Source organism: Shewanella sp. 5S214 (assembly GCF_041439795.1).
GTDB classification, from domain to species: domain Bacteria; phylum Pseudomonadota; class Gammaproteobacteria; order Enterobacterales; family Shewanellaceae; genus Shewanella; species Shewanella vesiculosa.
In genome coordinates this window covers 60,706-73,297 of record NZ_JBGOOV010000028.1, presented here as the reverse complement: position 1 = coordinate 73,297, position 12,592 = coordinate 60,706, and the positions used below count along the sequence as shown (strand labels likewise).

Annotated in this window: 10 protein-coding genes; 7 read left to right on the top strand and 3 right to left on the bottom strand. The window is 40.7% G+C overall.

Annotated elements, in window-relative coordinates; translation table 11 throughout:
• From ACED29_RS17050 to ACED29_RS17040, 3 genes are all read right to left on the bottom strand, one after another.
• Positions 1-1,747: MlaD family protein (locus tag ACED29_RS17050; RefSeq protein WP_371698169.1), on the bottom strand; the 1,747-nt coding region annotated here is incomplete at its 3' end.
• Positions 1,734-2,447, bottom strand: coding sequence for a paraquat-inducible protein A (locus ACED29_RS17045; protein WP_259396149.1), 714 nt, complete (start codon positions 2,445-2,447; stop codon positions 1,734-1,736). The genes ACED29_RS17050 and ACED29_RS17045, both read right to left, overlap by 14 nt.
• Positions 2,440-3,066, bottom strand: coding sequence for a paraquat-inducible protein A (locus ACED29_RS17040; protein WP_124015890.1), 627 nt, complete (start codon positions 3,064-3,066; stop codon positions 2,440-2,442). The genes ACED29_RS17045 and ACED29_RS17040 overlap by 8 nt, the downstream gene beginning before the upstream one ends.
• Before the next feature lie 213 nt (positions 3,067-3,279).
• Between ACED29_RS17040 and ACED29_RS17035 the strand changes: the two genes are divergently transcribed.
• The 7 genes from ACED29_RS17035 (at position 3,280) to ACED29_RS17005 (ending at position 12,588) form a co-directional block, all read left to right on the top strand.
• A complete protein-coding gene (locus ACED29_RS17035) occupies positions 3,280-3,573 on the top strand; it encodes a YebG family protein (protein WP_124015891.1) in 294 nt (97 codons plus the stop codon).
• A 45-nt stretch (positions 3,574-3,618) separates the two neighbouring features.
• Positions 3,619-4,077, top strand: coding sequence for a GAF domain-containing protein (locus tag ACED29_RS17030; RefSeq protein ID WP_124015892.1), 459 nt, complete (start codon positions 3,619-3,621; stop codon positions 4,075-4,077).
• 276 nt (positions 4,078-4,353) lie between these two features.
• Positions 4,354-4,965: an RNA chaperone ProQ gene (gene proQ / locus ACED29_RS17025; RefSeq protein ID WP_124015893.1), complete on the top strand. Its 612-nt coding sequence runs from the start codon at positions 4,354-4,356 to the stop codon at positions 4,963-4,965.
• 21 nt (positions 4,966-4,986) lie between these two features.
• Positions 4,987-7,038: a carboxy terminal-processing peptidase gene (gene prc / locus ACED29_RS17020; protein WP_371698168.1), complete on the top strand. Its 2,052-nt coding sequence runs from the start codon at positions 4,987-4,989 to the stop codon at positions 7,036-7,038.
• 318 nt (positions 7,039-7,356) lie between these two features.
• A complete protein-coding gene (gene pepN / locus ACED29_RS17015) occupies positions 7,357-9,918 on the top strand; it encodes an aminopeptidase N (protein WP_371698167.1) in 2,562 nt (853 codons plus the stop codon).
• A 90-nt stretch (positions 9,919-10,008) separates the two neighbouring features.
• Positions 10,009-10,224 carry a DUF2835 domain-containing protein gene (locus tag ACED29_RS17010; RefSeq protein ID WP_124015896.1) on the top strand — a complete coding sequence of 72 codons (216 nt, stop codon included), beginning with the start codon at positions 10,009-10,011 and terminating at the stop codon, positions 10,222-10,224.
• Between the two features lie 315 nt (positions 10,225-10,539).
• Complete coding sequence (locus ACED29_RS17005) at positions 10,540-12,588, top strand: DUF1302 domain-containing protein (protein WP_124015897.1); 2,049 nt, start codon at positions 10,540-10,542, stop codon at positions 12,586-12,588.
• Positions 12,589-12,592 lie beyond the last annotated feature (4 nt).

Here is a 12,592-nt window from a genome sequence, read left to right as displayed (position 1 = left end):
CATTGATGGCGACAGCATCATTGCGCCAAAAAACAGTATTGGCTTTGACCAGAGCAACAAATTTATTGTCGATACTAATATCAATATTAAATTTATTTGTCTTAGCAAACCAATTGATTTTATTGACCGAACCTATTTGCATTTTCTTATAATAAATCGGTGATCCTTCAGTTAAATCGGCACCATCAATACTGGTCAAGGTAAAGTGTGTCATCTGTTGCTGGGCGTAAAGCACCTGTGCTGACTCGATTGATTCATGTAAGGGTAAGGTGCTGTTAGGTGCAATCAAGGTAGCGCTGTTACTTGGAATTAAGCTAATCGCACCTTCAAGCATAGTGGTCACGTCGCGAGTCTTAACCTTAATTCCGGCTAATGAAGCGTCAACGGCTAAGGCGCTTTCTGGAATAAAGAAACTCCCCTTTGTGAGTAAGTTTTTAAATTCCGGGAGAATTTCAATTTGATACTCAACGGTTGAAAAGTCTTTGCTTAAATTAATACTGGTAATTTGCCCAATAGGGAGTTGCTTATATCTAACTTGCGCGCCATTACTGACTCCCGTATGCGTATTGGCCACTACGGTGAGCTTAAGCTTAGCTTGAGTGAGTAAATCTGGGGCCTCAGAGGCTAACTCAAATTGCATTGCTTTATCAGATGCTTGAGTACCAGGTAACACATTAATTACACTACCAGTGACCAGTCGACTGAGGTTTTTAATGCCTTTTAATGATAAGTCAGCTCCACTTAACCAAAATTGACTATCGCTGGTGATCAGCCCTTGGTATTGATGTTCAACTCGAGCGCTAAACTGCACTCCAGTGTCGGTTAAACTCACTTTTTCTATTTCACCAATAGCAATACCGCGGTAGATGATAGACGTGCCTTCATTTACACCATCGTTGTCTGTCGCGGTTAAACTAAAATGTACCCCACCGATAGCAGAAAGCTCATCCTGGTAAAGAATATAAGCATCACCATTTTGCGCTTTTTCAGTATAGCTTCCGGTATCAAAGCTGATCCCGCCAGCCAAAATAGATGCAATACTCTCAGTACTGACTTTAATACCCGCTAAAGAGGCATCAATCTTCAGCCCAGATACATTCCAAAAGTGTGAGTCTTTGTTAACTAAATGGGCATATTGTTCTTGAACAAAAGCGCTGATAATAATTTGCTTATTACCATCTAAGCGATAGCTGACAACGCTGCCAACGGGTGCTTGACGGAAAAAGACTGGTGAACCTACATCAATAGAACCCAGTTTAGGCGATTTAAGCTCGATCATTATGCCTTCACTGCCGGGGAGAATTGCGGGTGCTTCGCGCTGTGCTTCAAATTCAGTTGCCGAGCGGCCATCTCCGGGCTGGATGGCAATATAATTACCCGAAAATAGCGTATCTAAGCCTTCGACTCCGGTAATACTGGCTTTGGGTTTGACCAACCAAAACAAGGTGTTTTTATTCAAAAATGGGTCGGCGCGATAATCCATTACCACTTTGACATTAACACCTTTAAGGTCATCATCAATACCAATATCGGTGACTTTACCGACCGATAAACCTTGGTATTTTACTAATGTTTTACCAATATCAATGCCTGCGGCGCTGGGAAAGTGGATTAAAATTTCAATGCCCGACTCTTTAATGCTTTTTACCCCTAACCAAGCACCCAATATTAAGGCGACAATAGGCAATAACCATATTGGCGAGAATAATTTTTTCTTAACAATTTTCGGTGATTCAATTTGTGTCATCGGTGTTTTCCAAGCGGTCCCAGAGTAAACGAGTATCTAACACTTTTGCCGCAAGTTGTGTCAGTAAGATCACTAACGCAAATGCAGTTGCAGCAGGTGCAGGTTTAGCATCTAACAGTTGTCCCATATTCACTAAAGCAACGGTTAATGAGATAACGAATAAGTCGAGCATCGACCAACGGCCAATCCATTCAATAATGTGAAAACCAACCATTAATTTTCTTTTTGATACCGGCAAGTTAAAACTGATGGCGGTTAAATAAGTGGCTAAGCCAAAAATCTTAAGCCAAGGTACTAAAATACTGGCAGTAAAAACAATTACCGCTATCGGCAACATGCCTGTTTGCACTAAATGGCTAATACCACTAAAAATAGTATCCTTAGTGACCACCCCGCGGTTTGTCAGGAGGGTGATAGGGTAGATGTTAGCGACGATAAGTAAAATAGTGGCTGTAATCAATAAAGCCCAACTCTGCTGGATACTGGCATAATTACGATTGCTCAATTGGCTAAAACAGCGCTGGCAATGATTTTTGCTGGTTAAATTCAGCTTGCGACAGACAGGGCATAAACATAAGCCTAACTTTTGCCCCTGCAAAGAGGCTTGAGCTTTTTTTGGGGCTTCCTGGTTAATATTTACATGAGGCTCTTCACTTGCTGAGGATAGCTCATTAGCGGGATTCATTGGAGTTTCAGGCATCAACATAACTCCACATGTGCTCAAGTTTATATTCACGTTGTAAAAAAAGAATGATGACAAACAGCATGGTAAAACTGAATGTCCCCATACCAAAATAGACATCAGAAAAATCAGATAGTTGGAATGCAGATACCAAGAAACTGATGACATAAATTTCTAGCATGGTCATTTGTGATATCAAACCATGATTTTTTAGCAATGTCGTATAAGTTCTTTGCCAAAATGAGCTGTGCAATTCTAATTTGACAATAACAACTTGCGCCAGTATCGACAATATTAATAATCCAGGGGCGATAACAGCCGCAACCATTACCGCTAAGCCTACGACCCAATATCCTTCGGCCCAAACCGTCATAGCAGCCTGCATTACGGTCGTGGTTCTGACACTGCCAAGAAAGTGAATTTCGAGTACTGGTAACAAATTAGCGGGAATGAAAATAATTAACGCGGCAACGCATAGCGCCAACATACCATTGATAGAGCAGTACGGTGAATCATAGAGTACAGTATGACAACGCGGACAAATAGCGCGAGAGCTGGAGGGTAACGCTCGTTTTCTCACTGCCAAATCACATGATCGGCATAATATTATAGAATCATGATCATCAAATTCATTCATGAAAAATTAATCTAATCCATAGTGAAAATCATTATCGGGTAGCTAAGAGGTAAACCTCTCAACTTTGCCTCATATTGGCAAATAAATGTGTCATTTGTTAAAAGAAACTCATTAATGTGTATTTGATAATATCAGAATAATCAGAACACTTGCATCATAAGTTAACTATGTGAGATTCTATGCACTGTATATAAAAACAGTGAGGATTACATCATGGCAGTGATAACCCAATTTGTCGTGGTCAGAGAAGGGGTGGAAAAGATGACATTTATATCGAAAAAAGAGGCTGATGCCTACGATAAGATGCTCGATATTTCCGATAACCTAGTGCCTTTTCTTATAAAGGCAGATCTTGGACTCGATGAAAATAAGTGCGAACAGTTGGCATTTTATCTCGCAAACAATAAAGATGAGCTTTCTAACTTGCTAAAAGGCGTAGTACAGGTTAAAAACGCTCCTGCAGTTAAAACCAAAAAGACTACGGCTAAAAATACCGCTGCAGAATAGCCGTATTTCAAACTTTTGAAGTAGATACCAGCTTAAGGAATGGAAATGAAAACCGAATTTTACCAAACATTAAATCGTCAAGCTCAAGCGTTACTTGAAGGCGAAGATGATTTGATTGCGGCAATGGCAAATTTTTCAGCGTTGTTAAATGACAACCTTGAGGATCTCAACTGGGCTGGTTTTTACATCAAGCGTGGTGAACAGCTCGTCCTTGGTCCTTTCCAAGGTAAAGTCGCTTGCACTCGAATTGATATGGGCAAAGGTGTTTGTGGCACCGCTGCTGCAGAAAATATCACCCAACGCATCGCCGACGTGCATCAATTTGATGGTCATATAGCATGCGATTCTGCGAGTAATTCCGAAATAGTCATTCCTGTAAGGCAGGGCAATGAAGTGGTGGCAGTGTTAGATATTGACAGTCCATTACTCAATCGTTTCGATCAAGATGATCAAATTGGCTTAGAAAACATGGTAAAAAGTTTCGAAACTTGCCTATTTGGTTAAATAGCGAACAAAATAGATTAAATCATGGTCGCATTCGCTGTCGCGGGCTTTATAATATGCCGCTAAACGCATTTGTGCTGGATTTACTGATGAGCGATGATTAAGCTGAGAGTAAGTTTGGTTAAATTGTTAAGGTTTGTTTCAATGACTTTAGCAAACTGGCGGATAGTGATATTTTGTACGTTGAGCCTTAACAGTAAGGTTTAACGAAAGATGAACGACTGCATGGCAAATTTCTGCCGCATAATCAGTCCCTTTATTAACGTGGAAGTAAAAATGGAATCAACAGACAAGTTGACCGACACCAACGCAATTTTAGCGTATTTATATGAAACCTTTCCTTTATGCTTTATTGCAGAAGGTGAAACTAAGCCATTAAAAATTGGTCTGTTTCAAGATTTGGCTGAACGGTTAGCTGATGATTCTAAAGTCAGTAAAACACAATTACGTGTAGCGCTTCGTCGTTACACCAGCAGCTGGCGCTATTTGAAAGGCGTTAAAGCGGGCGCTAAACGTATTGATCTTGACGGTAATGAATGTGCTGAATTAGAACAAGAGCATATTGACCATGCTATTTTGACGCTTAAAGAGAGCCAAGATAAAGCCAAAGCAAAACGTCAAGCTTTAGCACCCAAAAAACCGGCAAAGAAAGTGGCACCTAAACGCGCTCCAGCTGTTAAAAAAGAACGTCCAGCGCCAGTCGTTGCTCCTGTGATTCAACTTGTGCCAGCTAAGCTTGAAGATTTAAAACAAAAACAACGCGTTAATGTTAAGTTAGGTGCTACCCCAGTACCAGGTGTTGTGACTGATATTAATAAAGAAGATGTGCATGTTCAGTTAGATTCTGGCTTGTCCATCAAAGTACGTGCAGAGCACATACTATTATAGAAATTTAAGGAGTACTTGTTGATGCGAAAACTTACCTTGGCCGCGTCAATTGCCAGTTTATTTGTCGGCTTTTCGGCATGGGCAATTTCACCAACGATTCAAATCAGCGAGTTACCTAAACTAGCACAAGAGCCACAACATAAAGTGGCTAGCAAGCGAGTGACAACATTGTTCACTCGCTCGCATTATCATCGCTTTAATCTTGATGATGCATTTTCTGAACAAATATATTCCCGCTTTCTTGAGCAGCTTGATTATCGTCGAAATGTACTAACTGCGGCAGATATTGCGAGCTTTAGTCAGTATAAAGAACAGTTTGATAATATGGTCGAGTCTGGCGATATTAGCCCCGCCTTTGCTATGTATGAAGTTGTGCAACAACGTCGCTACGAACGTTTTGCTTATGCTTTATCTTTGCTCGATAAAGAGTTTGATTTTACCCAAGCAGGCGATGCTTATGAATTTGATCGCAAAGATGCACAATGGCCAAAAGATGAAGCTGAAGTTAATGAGCTTTGGCGTCAGCGGGTTAAGTATGATGCATTAAATCTCAAGTTGACCGGTAAAAAATGGCCTGAAATTGTTGAAGTGCTCGAGAAACGTTACAACAATGCCATTAAACGTTTAAGCCAAACCCAAAGCGAAGACGTATTTCAAACCGTAATGAATGCGTTTGCTCGCAGCGTTGAACCTCACACCAGTTACTTATCCCCACGTAATGCCGAACGTTTCCAAATGGAAATGAACCTAAGCTTAGAGGGCATTGGTGCTGTGTTGCAAATGGATGATGATTACACCGTTATCAAAAGTTTAGTGGCAGGAGGCCCTGCTGCCAACAGTGATAAATTATCGCCAGAAGATAAAATTGTTGGTGTTGGTCAAAAAGACGGTGGCATTGTTGATGTTATTGGCTGGCGTTTAGATGATGTGGTTGATTTGATCAAAGGTCCAAAGGGTAGCGAAGTTGTATTACAAATTTTACCCAAAAAAGGTGGCGCAAATGCTAAACCTTTTGAAGTGGTCATTACCCGTGACAAAATTCGTTTAGAAGATCGCGCAGCTACCTCAAAAGTAATTGAACCTAAAGAAGGTCAGTACGCCAATCGTAAAGTCGGTGTGATTCAAATCCCTGGATTTTACATGAATCTGTCGCAAGACGTGGCTAAAGAAATCGCTAAACTTGAAAAGGACAATGTTGAAGGCATTATTATTGACCTTCGTGGTAATGGTGGTGGGGCGTTAACTGAAGCCACATTATTGACCGGATTGTTTATTGATCAAGGGCCTGTTGTGCAAATTCGTGACGCCAATGGTGGCATTAATCAAAATCGTGATAATGATGGTATTAGTGCATACAGCGGTCCACTGACTGTGATGGTAGATCGTTACAGTGCATCTGCATCAGAGATTTTTGCTGCGGCTTTACAAGACTATGATCGCGCTTTGATTGTGGGTGAATCGACTTATGGTAAAGGCACGGTTCAGCAGCATAAAAGTTTAGGTCGAATTTATGACATGTATGAAAAACCAATTGGTCATGTTCAGTATACCATTGCTAAGTTTTATCGTATCAATGGTGGCAGCACACAACGTAAGGGTGTTACCCCAGATGTGCGCTTGCCTACTGCTTTAGAAGCGGGTGAATATGGTGAATCGGAAGAGAAAAATGCGCTTCCGTGGGATAAAGTTCCTGCTGCTCAATACACTACATTGGGCAATATTACGCCTATGTTGATAAGTTCTCTTGATGTTAAACATCAAGCGCGGATCAGCAATGACGAAGAGTTTAGTTATATTTATCAAGATATAGCTGAATTTAAAAAGCATCACAATGACAAAACCATCTCGCTTGTTGAAAGTGAACGTCTTGCTTCTCGTGAAGATGATGACAAGCGTGCACTCGATCGAGAAAATGCCCGAAGAGAGCACGATGGTTTAGCAATTGTTAAGTCACTAGATGATATAGAAAAGACCGATGACAGTAAGTTACCGGATGCCTTTTTAGATGAAACGGCTTATATCACGCTTGATATGGCGGATGCAGAGAAATTGGCAAAAACAAACTCAAAGTGATTTTTTGTGACAGTTAATAAACGCGCTTAGGCGCGTTTTTTCTTAATAATAACAACCTCAGCTCTGGATATAAACGGTTGCAAACAGTCCTTCGCATCTCTAACTGCGTTGTATCGACTTGCAGTAGGTTAACTGCGGTCGATTCGGCTTGTTAGTAAAATGACCTTTTTGAGGTGGAATAGGCAGAATATTGATATTTTATCTTATTTATCCAATCACTTAACCACGGCTGAAGTGAAATAAAAACAATACCAATTCGATAACGTTCCCACACAAGTTTAATCATATTGGCATGAGTACCATTGAAAAGGATCCTGTATGAACCAAGCGCAAGAGAAACACCTCAAAGATTATACTAAGCCTGCATTTACCATTTCTCATGTAGATTTAAACGTTATTCTTGATGGCAAGAATACCAAAGTAACGGCTGTTAGTAAGGTGATCCGTAATGGCCAACATCAGCATGATTTAGTGCTTGATGGTGAACAACTCTCTCTGAGCTCAGTCAAGCTTAATGGTACAACGGCAAACTATCGTCAACACGAAAGCCAATTAACGATCACCACTGAGCTAAATGAGTTTGAATTAGAGGTGGTTACTTTACTTGACCCTGAGGCAAATTCGAGTCTTGAAGGCCTTTACATGTCTGATGGTGCTTATTGCACGCAATGTGAAGCCGAAGGATTTCGTCGCATTACTTACTTCTTAGACAGACCCGATGTTTTGGCTATTTATACCGTACGTATTGAAGCCGATAAACATGCTTTTCCTTTTTTGTTAAGTAACGGTAATTTAATTGATAAAGGCGAGATGCCACGTTCCGGACGTCACTTTGTTAAGTGGCATGATCCATTTCCAAAACCAAGTTACTTATTTGCAGTTGTCGCAGGTGACTTTGATTTGCTTAATGACAGCTATACCACTCAGTCTGGTCGAGCGGTGACGCTGCAAGTTTTTGTTGATAAAGGTAATTTACATAAAGCCGATCACGCGATGGCGTCATTGAAAAAATCGATGAAGTGGGATGAAACCCGTTTTGGTCTTGAGTACGATCTCGACATCTATATGATTGTGGCAGTTGATTTTTTCAATATGGGAGCGATGGAAAATAAAGGTTTGAATGTGTTTAATACTAAATACGTTCTTGCTGATAAAGCCAGTGCTACTGACGAAGATTATCACGGCATTGAGTCAGTTGTTGGTCATGAGTACTTTCACAACTGGACGGGTAACCGAGTAACCTGTCGTGATTGGTTTCAACTGAGTTTAAAAGAAGGCTTAACCGTTTTCCGCGATCAAGAATTTAGCTCTGATGTGGGGTCTCGCGCTGTTAATCGTATCCAAGCCATTCGCGTGATGAAAAATCAACAGTTTGCTGAAGATACCGGTCCTATGTCTCATCCTATTCGTCCTGAAAGTGTGATTGAAATGAACAATTTCTACACAGTGACGGTTTATAACAAGGGTGCTGAAGTGATCCGCATGATGCACACTATTCTAGGTGAGGCCGGTTTTCAAGCGGGTATGAAGTGCTATTTTGAACGTCATGATGGTCAAGCTGTAACTTGCGATGATTTTGTTAATGCCATGCAAGATGCCAGCGGTAAAGACTTAACCTTATTCCGTCGTTGGTACAGCCAAGCGGGTACACCAGTCGTCACGGTCAAAGATCATTTCGATGCAGACAAGGGCGAATATCATTTAACTGTTACTCAGCAGGTGGTATCACAAGGTGTAAAGGGCCAAACACTGCATATACCTTTTAGTGTGGAGTTATTGGACCGAGCGGGACAGTCCATTGTCAATAAAGTACTTGATGTGACACAAGCCAGCCAAACATTTGTGTTTGATGGACTGGACAGTGCGCCTACTGCCTCCTTGCTTCAAGATTTTTCTGCACCGGTGAAACTCGTTTACGATTTTAGCATTGACCAGCTTGTTCATCTTATGCGCCATGCATCGAGTGAAGTTGCACGCTGGGAAGCATCGGTGCAATTAATCAGTCAAACCATCTGGGATAACGTTGCACAATTACAACAGCAACAAGTGATGATGATTGACACCAGAGTGATAGAAGCCTTTAGAGGTGTTATTTTAGATGCTAATCTTGATCAAGCTTTAGTCGCTGAAATTTTGTCTATCCCGAGTGCTTCAGCACTTATTGAGCAGGTAGATCATGTTGATTTAGATGCATTGGCAAAAGCCAGAGAATTTGTTGTTGAAGAACTCGCCTCTGCTTGCGAAGATGAGCTGTTAGTGTGTTATCGAGCGCTGATATTAATCGATAACCCAGCTGCCAGAGCATTTAAAAATATTGCCTTGTCATTATTATGCCAAGTCTCCGATACCCATGAATCGTTAGTTGAAAAACAATACTATTCAGCCAGAAACATGACCGACAGTTTAGGTGCTTTGAAAGCGGCCGCGATGGCAAAGTTAGCGTGTTTGCCTATGCTATTAAGTGACTTTGAGTCCACATGGAAATCAACCCCACTCGTAATGGATAAGTGGCTTACTTTACAAGCTTTAGTTAACAGTGACGATGTGATTGAACAGATTAAGACACTTACTAAACATAGCAGCTTTAGTTTCTCTAATCCTAATCGCATTCGGTCATTGATTGGAGCTTTTGCTGCGGCAAACACTTACCAATTTCATCGTGCTGATGGAGAAGGTTACCGTTATTTAACTAAAATTTTAGTTAAATTGAATAAATCTAATCCACAAGTTGCTTCGCGAATGATTACCCCATTAATTCAGTTTGCTAAATTTGACCAAGAGCGTCAGCAATTAATGAAACAGTGTTTGGTCGAGTTAAAATCATTACCAGATTTGTCGAACGATTTATATGAGAAAGTGACTAAATCATTAGCTGAATAAAGTCTTAAATTACTATTTATCCAGTAGGATTAATCAGTCTGTTTAGTGTGTTAAAAAGGAGAGCTTGCTCTCCTTTTTATGGAGTGATTTATGGAGTTATTTTTTTCTCTTAACGTAAGTTATGAAGCTTTTTTGCCATATTACCAAGGGGTTGCAGAAAAAGTGCAAGTAAGGGACCACAAAGGTCGTGTATTGCACATCAATGGTAAGTATTTTAGACCTTATTTAACCCCTAATGGCATCCATGGCGAGTTTAAATTAGTCCTTTGCCCTGACGGGAATTTCAAATCCCTTAATAAATTATAGAGCATTTACTTCAAACGTTTGATTGATTAATCGTGTGTGAAGTAGCAAGCTGTTAACATTTATAAGTACATGAAAATAAACTTTTTTCGTTAGTGGTTAAATGATTGTATTTTTATCGCCTGTGTTAATTCAAATATAGGCAGGTTTTATTTAGCCATTTTTACCCCGACATCGTTAATTTTCTTAAACATTTTCTTTTTTTTGACCTTGCTCAATATAGTTAAATGCTGTAACAATGGTGTTGCCTGTGGGCTAACAAGATGTTGGTTAAATTCCTATAACAACTAATCCAACAGGTTACGGAGATGAACTAAAATGAATATTGTTAAAAAAAGATTTAACAAGTCGGCTCTCGCTTTGGGGGTGGTGTCGGCATTATGTTTGGGAATGAGCACTTCAGCCTCAGCTGCTTCTTTTCAATGGGGTGATGTACGAGGTACGTTTGACTCTACTTGGACCGCAGGTGCCAGTTGGCGTGTGTCAGATAGAGACTGGAGTGGTCAAATTGGTAAGGTGAATCAGCCACAATTTGATTGGTCAGGTTACTCAGCATTTGGTGGCGCATTTGGTTCAACCAAATATACGTCAGCCGAAATTTGGGCTCAGCCTGGCTCATATTCAAGCAACAATGACTTAAGTAACTTATTGTATGCAAAAGGTGATACGACTTCAGAGATCGTTAAAGGTCTTCATGAGTTATCACTTAAGTATGAAAACTACGGTTTGTTTTTACGTGGTATGTATTTTTATGATCGCAAACTCAATGATGGTGACTATGGTTTTAATGACCCATTAACCGGTAAAGAGTTCGATCCTTGTGCAGACAGCAAAGCATCAGAAGTGCAATGTAAAGACATTCGCTTATTGGATGCATTTGTCTATGCCAACTGGGATTTAAACGACGGCGCTAATCCATTAAGCGTTCGTGTCGGTAATCAAGTGGTTTCTTGGGGGGAAAGTACCCTAATTTCTCATGGTATTGCTGAAATCAATGCTGTTGACTTAAACATTCTCAATGCGCCAGGTGCAGAACTTAAAGAAGCATTCCGTCCACAAGGGATGGTTTGGGCATCGTTAGGGTTATCTGAAAACTTAAACCTAGAAGCTTTTTATCAATATGATTGGCAGCCTATTTGGGTACCAACGCCCGGTTCAAACTTTGCGACCAATGATTTTGCGGGTTTTGGCGGATACAACCAGAATGCGCAGTTAGGTTTCAACTCTAATCCAGATATGAACCAAGATTTCCTTATTTCTGAATACACACGTCTATACGAAGCTGCCGCAGCCAGTGGATTTAATTCTGCTTATGCCGCTTATATGACAGCGTATTCAACTAAAGCTGCCTTAGTTCAGGATGCTGCAGACCCAAGTAATGATGGCCAATTTGGTGTTAAGTTAGGATATTACTCTCCAGAACTTGGCGAAACTGAGTTTGGTTTTTATTACATGAATTACCATAGTCGTCGCCCACTTATCAGTGGAACAGCGTCTAATTTCACCACAGAGGCCATCGGTCGTGATTATGGTCGTTTAGCACAAAGCGGTGGCGTGATTGACCGTGATTTATTGCTGAGCATGGAAACCTTTACCAAGTCGCAAATTGTTTATCCTGAAGACATTCAGTTATATGGCTTCAGTTTTAACACTTTAGTGGGTGATACATCTGTTGCCGGTGAAATTTCTCACCGTGTAGATGAGCCATTACAAATTGATGATGTTGAATTACTTTTCTTAGCTATGCCTCAACAGCTAGCAAATGCAGGCATTCGTCCTGACTTAGATGGTATTTCACAAATGGATAATGTGGCGCCTGGCGAAACAGTTGATGGGTATATACTTACCGATACGACTCAAGCACAGATGACATTTACTCACCTATTTGGTCCAACACTTGGTTTAGACAACTTAACTATGCTTGCTGAAGTGGGTGGTGTGTGGATCCATGACATGCCTGGTTTTGACGAATTACGCTTAAATGGTCCAGGTACTGCGCGTTCTGGTGGCAATCCAGATATGCCTGGCATTATTGAAGCATTACATAATGGTCCAGAAACCAATCCATTCCCGACTGATTTTGCTTGGGGTTATCGTTTAGTGGCCAAAGCTGACTTTAACAACGTGTTTGCTGGTGTGAACATGTATCCAAGAGTAATTTTCTCTCATGACGTTGATGGCATTACGCCTGATCCAATGTTCCTGTTCACTGAAGGCAGAAAGTCTGTTGCTTTGGGTGTCAATTTTGATTATCAAAGTCGCTGGGGCGCAGATATTTCTTACAACAGCTTCTTTGGTGGTGTAGGAACAACAAATGCGATGACAGACAGAGATTATATTTCTTTCAACGTCAAGTATTCGATCTAAAAGG